Source organism: Rhizobium mongolense USDA 1844 (assembly GCF_000419765.1).
Lineage (GTDB): Bacteria > Pseudomonadota > Alphaproteobacteria > Rhizobiales > Rhizobiaceae > Rhizobium > Rhizobium mongolense.
Window position 1 is genome coordinate 64,811 of the sequence record NZ_ATTQ01000005.1, and the last position, 12,184, is coordinate 76,994.

Annotated in this window: 14 protein-coding genes and 1 pseudogene; 10 read left to right on the plus strand and 5 right to left on the minus strand. The window is 62.3% G+C overall.

The window, feature by feature from the left end; all coding sequences use genetic code 11:
• Nucleotides 1-435 precede the first annotated feature (435 nt).
• Complete coding sequence (locus A3C3_RS0110435; protein ID WP_028739551.1) at nt 436-615, plus strand: hypothetical protein; 180 nt, start codon at nt 436-438, stop codon at nt 613-615.
• A gap of 9 nt (nt 616-624) precedes the next feature.
• Here A3C3_RS0110435 and A3C3_RS0110440 read toward each other — a convergent pair whose 3' ends face one another.
• Together A3C3_RS0110440 and A3C3_RS0110445 are read right to left on the minus strand one after the other, a co-directional pair.
• On the minus strand, nt 625-1,176 hold the full coding sequence (locus A3C3_RS0110440; protein ID WP_022714549.1) for a DUF1254 domain-containing protein: 552 nt from the start codon (nt 1,174-1,176) through the stop codon (nt 625-627).
• Nucleotides 1,169-1,756, minus strand: a complete 588-nt coding sequence (locus A3C3_RS0110445) for a DUF1214 domain-containing protein (RefSeq protein ID WP_022714550.1) — start codon at nt 1,754-1,756, stop codon at nt 1,169-1,171. The genes A3C3_RS0110440 and A3C3_RS0110445 overlap by 8 nt, the downstream gene beginning before the upstream one ends.
• Nucleotides 1,757-2,208: 452 nt before the next feature.
• Here A3C3_RS0110445 and A3C3_RS48140 point away from each other — a divergent pair.
• Nucleotides 2,209-2,512, plus strand: a pseudogene (locus tag A3C3_RS48140) (GIY-YIG nuclease family protein).
• Nucleotides 2,513-2,616: 104 nt separating this feature from the next.
• Here the strand turns inward: A3C3_RS48140 and A3C3_RS0110460 are convergent.
• Nucleotides 2,617-4,755 carry a transglycosylase domain-containing protein gene (locus tag A3C3_RS0110460; protein WP_022714552.1) on the minus strand — a complete coding sequence of 713 codons (2,139 nt, stop codon included), beginning with the start codon at nt 4,753-4,755 and terminating at the stop codon, nt 2,617-2,619.
• Nucleotides 4,756-4,941: 186 nt separating this feature from the next.
• On the opposite strand from A3C3_RS0110460, the gene A3C3_RS0110465 reads away from it, so the two are divergent.
• Nucleotides 4,942-5,415 (plus strand): YcgN family cysteine cluster protein, encoded by a 474-nt coding sequence (locus tag A3C3_RS0110465; RefSeq protein ID WP_028739552.1) that lies wholly within the window; start codon nt 4,942-4,944, stop codon nt 5,413-5,415.
• A 212-nt stretch (nt 5,416-5,627) separates the two neighbouring features.
• On the plus strand, nt 5,628-5,774 hold the full coding sequence (locus A3C3_RS48145) for a hypothetical protein (protein WP_022714554.1): 147 nt from the start codon (nt 5,628-5,630) through the stop codon (nt 5,772-5,774).
• 35 nt (nt 5,775-5,809) lie between these two features.
• Here A3C3_RS48145 and A3C3_RS47885 read toward each other — a convergent pair whose 3' ends face one another.
• Nucleotides 5,810-5,941, minus strand: a complete 132-nt coding sequence (locus A3C3_RS47885; RefSeq protein ID WP_022714555.1) for a hypothetical protein — start codon at nt 5,939-5,941, stop codon at nt 5,810-5,812.
• 129 nt (nt 5,942-6,070) lie between these two features.
• On the opposite strand from A3C3_RS47885, the gene A3C3_RS0110480 reads away from it, so the two are divergent.
• Together A3C3_RS0110480 and A3C3_RS0110485 are read left to right on the plus strand one after the other, a co-directional pair.
• Nucleotides 6,071-6,754 (plus strand): chitinase, encoded by a 684-nt coding sequence (locus A3C3_RS0110480; protein WP_022714556.1) that lies wholly within the window; start codon nt 6,071-6,073, stop codon nt 6,752-6,754.
• A 17-nt stretch (nt 6,755-6,771) separates the two neighbouring features.
• Complete coding sequence (locus A3C3_RS0110485) at nt 6,772-7,080, plus strand: Dabb family protein (RefSeq protein WP_022714557.1); 309 nt, start codon at nt 6,772-6,774, stop codon at nt 7,078-7,080.
• A 472-nt stretch (nt 7,081-7,552) separates the two neighbouring features.
• Here the strand turns inward: A3C3_RS0110485 and A3C3_RS0110490 are convergent, their stop codons facing one another.
• Nucleotides 7,553-8,767: an MFS transporter gene (locus A3C3_RS0110490; protein WP_084796945.1), complete on the minus strand. Its 1,215-nt coding sequence runs from the start codon at nt 8,765-8,767 to the stop codon at nt 7,553-7,555.
• A gap of 506 nt (nt 8,768-9,273) precedes the next feature.
• On the opposite strand from A3C3_RS0110490, the gene A3C3_RS0110495 reads away from it, so the two are divergent.
• From A3C3_RS0110495 to A3C3_RS0110510, 4 genes are all read left to right on the plus strand, one after another.
• Nucleotides 9,274-9,522, plus strand: a complete 249-nt coding sequence (locus tag A3C3_RS0110495; protein ID WP_022714559.1) for a hypothetical protein — start codon at nt 9,274-9,276, stop codon at nt 9,520-9,522.
• A 52-nt stretch (nt 9,523-9,574) separates the two neighbouring features.
• A complete protein-coding gene (locus tag A3C3_RS0110500; protein WP_022714560.1) occupies nt 9,575-10,246 on the plus strand; it encodes a response regulator transcription factor in 672 nt (223 codons plus the stop codon).
• The gene (locus tag A3C3_RS0110505; RefSeq protein WP_022714561.1) at nt 10,236-11,639 is read left to right on the plus strand and encodes a sensor histidine kinase; all 1,404 of its coding nucleotides are present in this window, start codon (nt 10,236-10,238) and stop codon (nt 11,637-11,639) included. Before A3C3_RS0110500 ends, A3C3_RS0110505 begins: the two co-directional genes overlap by 11 nt.
• Before the next feature lie 118 nt (nt 11,640-11,757).
• On the plus strand, nt 11,758-12,150 hold the full coding sequence (locus A3C3_RS0110510; RefSeq protein ID WP_022714562.1) for a lipA protein: 393 nt from the start codon (nt 11,758-11,760) through the stop codon (nt 12,148-12,150).
• Nucleotides 12,151-12,184 lie beyond the last annotated feature (34 nt).

Below are 12,184 nucleotides of genomic sequence, written 5' to 3' on the forward strand. Positions count from 1 at the left end.
GCGCAAATGAGGCGGCTGCAATTAAATATTTTCTGTGACGCAAATATGCAACAGTCGCCCTTTCCCGGGGATCCGCCGGTTGGTGATTTTAAGTAACTGAAATCATTGTTAAATTATATTTGCGCTTTTGCTCCCGTCCGATTGAAACCAAACGGCCGGTAACCGCGTTTAATAACCGGTGTCGTGCAGACGCCGCGAGTCTGCAATATTAGTAAACTGTTAACTATCGTGTGTCTCAATTCGGATAGGAACGGCGCGATTGAGTGCTTCGGTCGTCAAGATTCCGCTTCACGGTATTTCGAATAGGTGCCGTGAGAAAGGCGCGAATGCCCTCGGCCCGGAATATCCGGCGCCGCAGGACGCGCTGGCCCGTGCAGGCGGGCAGGGTGAAATCCGCTCACGTTCATCCGTCTCGGGCAGTGCATGGAGACGAGAATGGCCATAGTAGTCGCATTGGCGGACCGGCGGCCACAAGCGCCACGCCGCAAGGAAAAGGAGCCGGTCAAGGCTCAGATTCTGCTGTTTACGGGTGTACGTTACGAGCGCCTCCCGGAGATGCCGAAGCGCCCGGCGCAGCGCGCATCGCGTGTGGAGAACCGCGTAGAGAACGAGTGAGGCCAAGCCTCAGTCGGCGGGTGCATAGGCCTCACAGCCGGCGCCCGCGAGGAAGCTTCTGGCTGCCTCATCGAAGCTTGCCTGCGGGGCAAGCGTTCTGAGCACCGCATAGCCTTGCGGATGGCTCATCTCGACAAGAATGGTCGGCTGCAGCTCTGCCGGCAGCGATTTGCGCAAACCGGTAAGCTGGATCGGCGTTGCGACGAGTACATCCAGCGCTCCCCCCACAGACGTCCTGTCATTCATGCTGAAGACTTCGTTCGAGGCGCCGTCATAGACGGCGATCGACCAGAACGGCACGTTGCCTTTTGCCGTAAAGCGGACGGGGTTGTCTTCCAGCTCGAAGGCGCAGACGGCGGTGCGCAGGAAGGGATCGCTGTTTGCAAGCCCCGCATCGTCGTTCTGTGCTGAGAGCAGATAGAAACGGTTCGGATCGCCCTCAGCAAGCACCCGCGTCTGGGCGTCCCTGCCGGTGTAGTGTGGCAGCGCGAGAATGATGACGAGATGCAGCAGTGCGGCGCCGAAGAGGCCGGTCAGGATTGAGAATATCAGCCTAAGCATGGCCGCATCCGATCTTCGTAAGCCTCGGCATAGCGAGATCGATGACGCCCGAACTTCCGGCAGTCGGCGTGTCGAACAGCGTCAGCACCAGCCGGAACGTGCCGGCGGCGGGAAGCGCCAGCCAGTTGCCCGGTCTTGCATTGGCGGAAATCTCGATCGTGAAGCTGCTGTCGGCCTGGCGCAGGATCGTCCAGGAATTCAGCGCCGCCGGCAGCCCGGGACGGATGGAAGCGGGATTGCCGCTATTGTCCGAAGTAAACAGCGTCCACAGCCGGGCAGGCGGCGTCTGGCCGCTGATGCGGTAGCTGCAGGCCGCGTTCAGCCGCTCGCCGCTGTCGTCGACGCTCGCCGTGAATGCCAGCCCCTCGGCGCTGCCATAAAGCAGCTTGCCGGCGCGGGCGCGGTGGGACTTCGCATAAGGATCGGCATCGGCCGTCTGCAATTCGGGAAAGGCTTCCCAGGCGCCGAGCTTGATCGCGCCAAACCCTTGCGTCGCGTCCAGCGCATAGAGCGAAACCACGATCCCGCCGCCGAAAGCGACAATCAGCGTGATCGCGATAAAAAGCGGGAATCGAAACACTGCATGCCCTTGGAAACAAATCAGGTGAAAGGGTTAGCATTGATTCCGGCGGGGTGGAATGGTGCGGGCGCGGGCGCGGGCGAATATGCGGTGGAGATTGATATGTGGAGGAGGAGGGCTGCCATGCCAAAGACGAGCGACCATTTGCTGCCCAATCCACATGCGGGCGAAATACTTCGAGAGAGTCTTGAAGCCGGTGCAGCTTGAGGCAGACGCTGTCGCAGTGTCACCGGATCGGACCGATGACATTGTGGACGGCAAGTGCGAGATGACATCCGATGTGAGCATTTTGCTCACGCGTTATTTTGGACTGTCGGAAGGCTTCTTTATGGGGCTTGAGAATGAGTAGGTTTTCATGGAGCGCAGGCGAAGGCCGGTTGCTTGAACTTTTCGGCTTGCAGACGCATGCCGGCTAATTCCGATGCTCGTCGCAGGAATCCCGGCCACGGTGCATGCGGCGCTGTGAATGGCACTTGAAGCCCCAGAAAAGCATCATCCTTGCATCCAAACGCACCGGCACGCTTCATACCGGCGTAACCCGCGACCTTGCGGGCCAGCTATCCGAGCACCAGAACGAGCTGACGCCGGGCTTTGCCTCGAAATATTGCGGAAAGACCCTCGTCTGGTTCGAAAAGCATGATTTCGTTGTCTCGGCAATCACCGGCGAGAAAACCATCAAGAAAAGGCCGCGGCAATCGGATAGAGGCGATGGATGCCGAATTGGGCGACATCTCGCAATTACTGCATGGCCTATGAGGCTCTTCGCCGCGCGGACGCACCGTGGCTGGGCTCCTGTGACGAGCGCAGGATGAGGTTCGTGGGAGTGAACACGACGCCACCCACCAGCCTTGCAGTGAAACCTACCCCGCGCTCGCCACCTTCTGCGCTTCGAGCGGCGGGGCGGATTTCAGCTTTTCGCCGAGCTCTTTGAGGATCCTGGTCGATTCCACCGAGAGCATGCGGGGACGGATGAGCTGTGGGATGCTGTCTTCGGGTTTGGCGGCGGCGGTCTTGGCGGTGTCTTTGGCCGGCGGCGCCGGGTTTTCGACACCGGGGATGGTGCGCAGCACGATGCCCTGGTGGGCGTAATCCATGGCGCGCTTGAAGGTCATGGCGGGAAGCGAGCCGCCGGTCATGTTGTTCGTCGAGGTGTAGTCGTCATTGCCGAACCAGACGGCGCAGGTGTAGTTGCCGGTGAAGCCGACGAACCAGGCGTCGCGATAGGCCTGCGTCGTGCCGGTCTTGCCGCCGGTGAGGATGCCGTTGTCGAGCGCTGCCTTGCGGGCGGTGCCGAAATAGGGGATGCGGGTCAGCATCTGGTTCATGTAGGTATCGGCTTTTTCCGACAGCACGCGCTTGGCCGGCGGCTCGTCGCGGTCGAAATCGTAGAGCACGTCGCCGCCGTAATCGAGGATCTGGGCGATGCCATGGCGATGTGATTGATAGCCCCCCGCCGGAAACACCGCATAAGCCGTCGCCTGGTCGAGAACGGTGACTTCCGACGTTCCGATCGGGATTGTCACGTCGTCGCGCACCGGCGATTCGATGCCCATCGCCTTGGCCATGGCGCGGATCGGCTGGATGCCAAGCTTGTCCTTGGCAAGCCGCACCGGGATCGTATTGATCGATTGCGCGATCGCCGTTTCGAGCGTGACGCGCCCGGCATAGCGGTTGGCGTAGTTGTGCGGGCTCCAGTTGCCCCAATAGATCGGCGCATCGACGATGGTCGTCTGCGGGGTCATGCCGCTCTCCATCGCCACTGCATAGGTATAGACCTTGAAGGAGGAGCCCGGCTGGCGCAGCGCCCGCGTCGCGCGGTTGAACTGGCTTTCGCCGTAGTCCCGCCCTCCGACCATGGCGCGCACCGCACCGCCGTTTTCAAGCATCACCATCGCGCCCTGCTTGGCGTGAAAGGACTCGCCATATTCGCGCAGCGACGTCTCGACTGCATCTTCCGCCGCCTTCTGGATACCCATGTCGATCGTGGTGCGCACGATCAGTGAATGCTGGTGGAAGCGGGCAGCAAGGCGCTGGACCTCCTCGAAGGCCCAGTCGAGGAAGAAATCGGGCGATTCCTGCTCGTTGCGGTCGACGATCGTCGCCGGACTGCGGCGGGCGGCAATCACCTGGCCCTCGGTCATCAATCCGCTCTGGACGATATTGGTAAGCACTTCGTTGGCGCGGGCGCGCGCCGCCGGCAAATTGACGTGGGGCGCATATTTCGCCGGCGCCTTGAAGAGGCCGGCAAGCATGGCCGATTCTGCGAGGTTCACATCGGTGATGTTCTTGCCGAAATAGAACTGCGAGGCCGCCGCCGCACCGAAGGTGCCGCCGCCCATATAGGCGCGGTCGAGATAGGTGGAGAGGATCTCCTTCTTCGACAGGTTGGCTTCGAGCCAGAGCGCCAGGAAGGCTTCGGTGATCTTGCGGTCGATCGAGCGCTCGTTGGACAGGAAAAGGTTCTTGGCAAGCTGCTGCGTGAGCGTCGAGCCGCCCTGGACGACTTCGCCGGCGCGGGCATTCTCGCTCATGGCGCGGAACAGGCCGATGAAATCAATGCCGAAATGGTCGAAGAAGCGGCGGTCCTCGGTGGCGAGCACCGCCTTGATCAGCGAATCAGGCAATTCGTCGATGGGCACCGAATTCTGGTGGATGACGCCGCGGTGGCCGATGACATTGCCGTAGCGGTCGGTGAAGGTGACGGCGAAATCGCCGCGATTGCGCCAATCTTCCTTGGTAGCCTCGAAGGCAGGCTGGGCGAGGAGGAGCATCAGAACCGACCCGGCAGCGCCGAGCGTTAACGCTTCGCCGCTCAGTTCGAAGACGAAGCGCTTCCAGCCGCGCACGCGGAAGCGGCGGAAAAAGATGGTGACGTCTTCCCAGATCTCGGCGGAGCGGAAACCGGCGTTCCAGAGGGTGGAATCGATCCATGAATCGATCTTCAGCAGGATGTGCCGGCTCCTGCGCGGGCGTTCTTCTGGATTGTCCGGATCCTGCACGTTCTATATTCCCGCCCGATCGCGCTTGACGGCTGGCGAGCCAGGCGTCAGAGCACAGCTATCCTTCGGCATTGCGCTCTTCGATAAACGAAGCATGCTGAATAATTGATTGATTTGGCGGCCGATAACAAGAGAATTGAAGGCGTCTCACGCGGATTTGCGGAGGCTGTTGCAAGAAAACGAATGATGAACGAACTACCCTTCTGGAAACGGAAAACGCTGAACGAAATGAACCGCGAGGAATGGGAAAGCCTCTGCGACGGCTGCGGGCTCTGTTGCCTCAACAAGCTTGAGGAGTGGGATTCGGGCGACGTCTACTTCACCTCCGTTGCCTGCAAGCTCCTTGACGGCCAAAGCTGCCGCTGTTCGAACTACGAGAAGCGGCGGGATTTCGTGCCGGACTGCGTGCAGCTGACGAAGGCGAAGGTGCAGGAAATCGCCTGGCTCCCGCCGACCTGTGGCTACCGGCTCGTGAACGAGGGGCGCGATCTTTACTGGTGGCATCGACTGGTTTCCGGCGACCCGGAAACCGTGCACCAGGCCGGCATTTCCGCCCGCGGGCGGACGATCAGCGAGACGGAGATCAATCCCGACGACCTGGAGGACTATATCGTCGACTGGCCGCTGACGGTGGGCGACGGCGAGCGGGCTAAGAGGTAGATGCTGGCCTAAGCTGCGGCGAAGCTTTCGAACCTGGAGGACGGGAAAGTGGCAGCAGACCTCAGGGGAAAGGCGGCACTCGTTGAAGCGGCACGCGGGTCTCCGTATGCGGGATTGCCGTAGAACTCGGCGCGGCGGGCGCGACCGGTCGCACAACAGAGAGCGGCAATCGGATATGGGGGGCCGGAGACGATCGAGGAAACGGCGGAGTTGTGACGGGTGCCGGCGGCAAGGGCATTGTCCTGCGCGTCGACGGGCTTTCGGGCGGCCGCTCGCCGGACAGGCTGGATGCGCTCGTCTTGGCGCTGACTGCGCTGATCCTGGGACGGCGGCGGCGAGCCCAGGGTGCGGGGATTTGAAGGATCCGCGGCCTCGCCTTTTGAGTTTTATGGGTTTATCGCTGCTTGGGCGGCTGTGGCGCCGGGCGCGGCGTTTCGCGCGCCGGGCGGATCTGGCGCCACTCGTTTTCCATCTGGTCGACGAGGTGCTGGGGAATGGTGGGCTGGCTGTGGGCGGGCGTTTGCATTCGGTCTCCTGTCCTTCGGCGAGCTTCGACAGGAAACGCATGACACAGGCCAAATGCGGTGTAAATCAGGGGTTTAAACGCTTTAAACGATTGAAAGTATTTTAATCGATTAGGGCTGGGTCAGATTTTATGGTTTTCCACATCGACCGGACATTCTTCTTCGATGCTGTGCGGCAAAGCCTGTTCAAAGGCACCCTTTCCGAGGGACAGGCCGAAGGCATGACGGCGATTCTCGACTTCTTCGAGGAACGCATGCCGCAGGCGGACCGGCGGTGGCTGGCCTATATCCTGGCGACGGCTTTCCACGAGACGGCCTTCACGATGCAGCCTGTGCGTGAGACGCTGGCCGGCAGCGACGCAATGGCGATCGAGATTCTCGACCGCGCCTATGCGGCGGGCAAGCTTTCCTGGGTGAAGGCCGCTTACTGGAAGCCGGACGAGGACGGAAAGTGCTGGCTGGGGCGCGGGCTGGTTCAGCTCACCCACAAGCGCAACTACGAGGCGATGAGTGCGATCACCGGCATCGACCTCGTCGCCGAGCCGGACCGGGCGATGGAGATGGCGGCGGCCGTGACGATCCTGATCGAGGGCATGCTGGCTGGCAGTTTCACCGGGCACAGGCTTGCCGACCACCTCAACGCCGAAAAGGAAGACTGGGTGAACGCACGCCGCATCGTCAACGGCACGGACCGGGCGGAGAAGCTCGCCGAATACGGCCGGACCTTCCATGCGGCCCTGCGCCGCGAAGACGCGCCAGGCATTCTGCAGCGGTTGAAGGGGTGGCTTGCGCGTGCTATCGCGCGGCTTTGTTGAAGATGAGGAGTGCCCCGGTGATCCGCCATATCGTTTTCTTCACCGCAAGCGCGGAAAACCTGGAGACGGTACGCGCCGGGCTTTCGGTGCTGACGGCGATACCGCATGCGCGGCTGCTGGAGATCGGCACCAATGTGAAGACCGACCAGCTCGGCACCGATGTCGACCTGGTGGTCTACGGCGAATTCGACGACGAGGCGGCACTTGCGGCTTATAAGGCGCATCCTGACTACCAGCGCTCGATCGAACTCGTGCGGCCGGCGCGGGAAATGCGGATCGCAGCGGATTACGATGTCGAGACAGCGGTAAGGCAGCCGCTCGGCTGATTGCGATTGACGGTTTGCAACGGCCCCAGCGTTTGATTGCGGATCGTTTGAAGTTTCGCGCTTCACCTGAAATTTTGCCCCTCACCCCTCACCCCTCACCCTCACCTTCTCCCCGCGCGCGAGGTGAGGGGACATGGCGCCCACGCCGGCCGCCGGCCGTTTAAGAGGGCGCGGCAAATCCCTTCTCCCGCGATCACGGGCAGAAGGTGGTGAAGACGGATGAGGACAGCGGCAAACTCTGAGGAAAACACCACGAACATCCGATCTTTCCTGCCGCGGGGCTTTGCGGCGGACGAAAGACTGTGGCCGAGAAGAAGGCGGCGTCCGGTTTCCTGTCGCTGGCAGCGCAGGGGCAGGCGAGCGGGACGGGGTGCTCTTATGGGGCGCTGTCATGGGAACCCGGTGGGGGGTGCGTCGCTGACGTGCACGCGGCGGGAGAGGAAGACCAAGCTGCACGTAGCGGAGATGCGGTTCAGGGCTGTGCCGGAACCAGCTGCTTTGCCGACCTGACCATTCCCGCCAGCATGAAAACGAAGACCAGGGCGAGGGCGGCGAGCGCTGCGCAGATGGTGAGCGTCAGTCCGGTGCCGGCGCGGTCGAGGGTGGCGGTGAATATGACGGGGGCGATGGCGTTGGCGAGGTTTTGCGGCAGCGAGAGGCGGGCGGCTTGCAGGCCGTATTCGCGGGGCGAGAAGAAGGCGAGCGGCAGCAGCGCACGGGCAACGGCAAGCACGCCGGAGCCGAAGCCGTACATCACGATGAAGGCGACAAGCAGCGGCGTCGAGGCGCCGCACAGCAAAAGCATGAGGAAGCTCACCAGCATGAGGCTGATGCCCATGACCGAGGTGAGGATCGGGTTGCCGCGTTTGCCGAGCAGCATGTCGAGCCCGCGGGCGGAAATGCCGATGACGCCGCGGGCGGAACCGAGCTGCAGGGCAAGCGCCGGCGAGGCGCCGGACTGGCGGAAGATTTCGATCAGCGACGGCGCAATGCCGAAGCTGATGAAGGTGCCGAGCGTCGTCGAGGTGGCAAGCAGCAGGAAGGCCTTGCGGCGCTCATGCGGCGATAACGCGATCGGTGGAGTCTCCGCGGCAGTGCCTTGCGTGTGCGTTGCGGCGGGCTTCGGCAGCGCGAAAAGATGAAGCGGCAGGCAGACGACAATGTGAAGTGCCGCCGAGAAGATGAAGGCGATGCGCCAGCCATAGGCGTCCGTCACCAGCGTCAGGACCGGCCAGAAGAGCGTTGCCGACAGGCCGGTGAAGAGCATGAGAATGGCGATGATCCGCTTGCCGTTCAGGCCTTCTCGCTCGACGACGGCGGTATAGGCGGGCGCGGAAAGGCCAAGCGCGCCGCCGAGACCGATGACGACCCAGGCAGCCGCATAGAGGACGACCCCATGCGTGGCGGCAAGCATGAGCAGGCCCGTCGCGAAGGTGACCGAGGATGCGCCAAGCACGCGGGCTGCACCAAAGCGCGCGAGCCAGCGGCCGGTCGCGGGGCCGGCGATGGCGCTGACGACCATCATGACGGTGAGGCCGGCGAAGACCACTTCGTTGGGCATGCCGAGATCGGGTGCCACGACGCGGCCCATGACGCCGAGCATATCGAAGGTGGTGCCCCAGCCGATGAGTTGACTGACGGCAAGCACGGCGATCGTCTGCGCCGAGCGCAAGGGGAATTTGGACATTCGTGCTGAAACGGATTTGAGAGCTGAGGACATGGGGAATAGCAGTTTCGCATGTGCGGCGAAAGCCGCAGCAACCATTTGCGGACCGGCGCCTCCTGTCTGGTAGGTGTGGCTTTGTATCTTCGGCCTTCATCAAGTCGAGTGCGGTCTCGGCGCTTGCCCATCTGAAGGCGCGGGGATTGAGGTCTTTCCTTATCCCTTCGCGCTGGACATCACCGAGAAAAATTCGCTGCCCGATCCTTATAGTGGCGCAGGCCAGGCAGCCTATTCCTTCGGGCGCGCGAGCTGCCATCCGGCGGCCCGGCAGGTCGTTCGCCGAGGAAATCTCAGGGCGGGACATACGTGTTTTCAAGGCATCCCGCCCTCTCGTCTTTTGGGTGTGGAAGGTCTGGGAAAATACAGTCCAGAATTGTTCTAAACATCCGGCGTTACCGGGCATTCATTTGCCATTCAGGTCACGTGAGTACATAGTCGGACCAAGTTGGAATTACGTTGGAAGCATGCACATGGCCTCTCCCTTGAGCGTCGTAGTTTTGGCCGCCGGGCTGGCGGTATCGGCGCCCTCACCGGACGAACCGCGCGGTCTGATCGTGCGCGTCGCAGGCGATTGCAGCGCGGCGGCTGAGCAGGTCGTCGAGCAGACGGGCGGGCAGCTTCTTTCCGTGCAGCCATCCGGCAACACCTGCATCATCACCGTTCTCGTCCAAGGCAACGGCCAGCGTCCACGCAAGGTGACCGTCAGGGTTCCGATGTAGGCGGAATCGGCCTATGAAACACCAATGATACACTTGAGGTGAAAGCGGACCGATGCGCATTCTGGTAGTCGAAGACGATGTCAATCTGAACCGGCAGCTCGCCGATACGCTGAAGGAGGCGGGCTATGTCGTCGATCAGGCCTTCGACGGCGAGGAAGGACATTTCCTCGGTGACACCGAGCCTTATGACGCGATCATCCTCGACATCGGCCTGCCGGAAATGGACGGCGTGACCGTCCTTGAAAAGTGGCGCGGTGCGGGCCGCGGCGTGCCGGTTCTGATCTTGACGGCTCGCGACCGCTGGAGCGACAAGGTCGCCGGCATCGATGCCGGGGCCGATGACTACGTGACCAAGCCCTTCCATGTCGAGGAAGTGCTGGCGCGCATTCGCGCACTGATCCGCCGTGCGGCCGGGCATTCCTCCTCCGAGATCATCTGCGGCCCGGTGCGGCTCGACACCAAGACCTCCAAGGCGATGGTCAACGGCATGACGCTGAAGCTCACCTCGCACGAATACCGGCTGCTTGCCTATCTGATGCACCATATGGGCGAAGTGGTTTCGCGCTCGGAGCTGGTCGAGCACATGTACGACCAGGATTTCGATCGCGATTCCAATACGATCGAGGTATTCGTCGGCCGCCTGCGCAAGAAGATGGGCGTGGACCTGATCGAAACGGTGCGCGGTCTCGGCTACCGCATCCAAGCGCCGAACAATGCGCATTAAGTCGCTCACCGCACGTGTTCTGCTTCTGACGACCGTCTGGTCGACCGTGGCGCTTGTAGTGATCGGCCTGCTGATTTCCACGCTTTACCGCCGCAGCGCCGAGCGTGGGTTCCAGGATCTGCTGCGCGCCCAGCTCTATAACGTCATCAATTCCGTGACGATCGGCGATCAGGGCGCGTTGAGCGGCAGCCCCCAACTCGGCGACCTGCGCTTCGCCCAGCCGAGGACCGGCTGGTACTGGGTGGTGGAACCACTCGGGACCTACACGGCGGCGCCGCTGGTTTCGCCTTCGCTGGGATCGGCGACGATCCCTGTTCCCTCCGTGCTGGAAGCGCCCTTCGACAAGAACTACGAGCGCTACTACCAGGTGACGGATGCGACCGGAAACCGCGTGCAGGTGGCGGAAACCGAAGTGGTGCTCGACACGGACGGACGCGCTGCGCGCTTCAGGGTGTCGGGCAATGTCGAGGTCGTCGAGAGCGACGTCAGCAACTTCTCCCACAGTCTTTATCTGGCGCTTGCAGGCTTCGGGGTCGGAAGCCTGATCGTCAATGCGCTTGCCATTCTCTACGGCTTGAAGCCGCTCGATAAGGCGCGCGCGGCGCTGGAGCGCATCCGGGCGGGAGAGAGCGAACTGCTGAAGGGCGATTTCCCGCGGGAAATCCTACCGCTTGCCAACGAGGTGAATGCGCTGATCGACAGCAACCGGCGCATCGTCGAGCGCGCCCGGATGCAGGTCGGCAACCTGGCGCATTCGCTGAAAACGCCGATTGCGGTTCTGCTTAACGAGGCGAGGGTGCTGGAGCGCTCGCACGGCGAGCTGGTGCGCAGCCAGGCAGAAGCGATGCAGGGACAGGTGCAATCCTACCTCAACCGGGCACGCATCGCCGCACAGCGCGAATCGGTGCTGGCGCGTACCGATGCGGAACCTGCGCTGGAGCGGCTGGTGCGCGTGATGCGGCGGCTCAATGGCGACAAGGAATTCGAGCTCAACGTGACGCCTCAGAACCTCGCGGTTGCCATGGAGCAGCAGGATCTGGAAGAGACCGTCGGCAACCTTTTGGAGAATGCGTCGCGTTTTGCCACGACGAAGGTGCGCCTCAGTGCAGCCGAAGCGGCCGAGGATGTGAAGGGTGCCGAAGCAAGCGCGCGGCGGCACTGGGTGGAGCTTGTCATCGAAGACGACGGACCGGGACTGGAGCCCGACCAGATCCGCGAGGCGCTGAAGCGCGGGCGGCGATTGGACGAGAGCAAGCCGGGAACGGGCCTCGGGCTTTCGATCGTAACGGAGATTTCCAACGAATATCAGGGCCGGCTCGAGCTCTCCCGCGGGGAGTGGGGCGGCCTGAAGGCGCGGCTAATCCTGCCCGGCGTCACAAAGGATGTTGCATGAGCAATTGCTTGATGCCACAAAGACATAGGCAATTGCATAGCATGCTTTGCCTTAATGCCGACATGGGGCGATGCGCATCTGGCGGCACTGATTCACACCCCGATGCTGGTTTGACCGAATGATGTTACGACCGAATGTTTTGATCGTTTCTTCGCTTCTCGTTGCCGTTGCGCTGTCGTCGTGCACGACCTCCAGGCCTTCGGCATCGGCGGCGTTCATCACGGCGCTGCAGGGCGGGATTGCCGGCCGCAGCGGCGTGCAGCTGAGCGACAGCGACAAGCAGCGGGCTCTCGAAGCCGAATACCGGGCGCTCGAAGGCGCTGGTGTCGGCCAGCCGGTCGTCTGGAGCGGGCGCAATGTAAGCGGTAAGGTTGTGGCGGCCGCGCCCTATCAGGTGGGTTCGCAGAACTGCCGTCAATATACGCATACGCTGACTGCGGACAGCAAGGACATTGTTACGCGTGGCGCGGCCTGCCGCAACAGTGACGGAAGCTGGTCGCCGCTCGGCTGACTTCGGCCGGTGCTGCAGATAACGGCCTCCTGAA

What these genes read in the sequence shown, in the direction of transcription:
- A3C3_RS0110500 (WP_022714560.1), top strand. Translation starts at nt 9,575, where the DNA reads ATGCGCATTCTGGTAGTCGAAGACGATGTCAATCTGAACCGGCAGCTC.
- A3C3_RS0110440 (WP_022714549.1), bottom strand. Translation starts at nt 1,176, where the DNA reads ATGCTTAGGCTGATATTCTCAATCCTGACCGGCCTCTTCGGCGCCGCA.
- A3C3_RS0110480 (WP_022714556.1), top strand. Translation starts at nt 6,071, where the DNA reads ATGGTTTTCCACATCGACCGGACATTCTTCTTCGATGCTGTGCGGCAA.
- A3C3_RS0110510 (WP_022714562.1), top strand. Translation starts at nt 11,758, where the DNA reads ATGATGTTACGACCGAATGTTTTGATCGTTTCTTCGCTTCTCGTTGCC.
- A3C3_RS0110490 (WP_084796945.1), bottom strand. Translation starts at nt 8,767, where the DNA reads ATGTCCAAATTCCCCTTGCGCTCGGCGCAGACGATCGCCGTGCTTGCC.
- A3C3_RS0110495 (WP_022714559.1), top strand. Translation starts at nt 9,274, where the DNA reads ATGGCCTCTCCCTTGAGCGTCGTAGTTTTGGCCGCCGGGCTGGCGGTA.
- A3C3_RS0110505 (WP_022714561.1), top strand. Translation starts at nt 10,236, where the DNA reads ATGCGCATTAAGTCGCTCACCGCACGTGTTCTGCTTCTGACGACCGTC.
- A3C3_RS0110435 (WP_028739551.1), top strand. Translation starts at nt 436, where the DNA reads ATGGCCATAGTAGTCGCATTGGCGGACCGGCGGCCACAAGCGCCACGC.
- A3C3_RS47885 (WP_022714555.1), bottom strand. Translation starts at nt 5,941, where the DNA reads ATGCAAACGCCCGCCCACAGCCAGCCCACCATTCCCCAGCACCTCGTC.
- A3C3_RS0110465 (WP_028739552.1), top strand. Translation starts at nt 4,942, where the DNA reads ATGAACGAACTACCCTTCTGGAAACGGAAAACGCTGAACGAAATGAAC.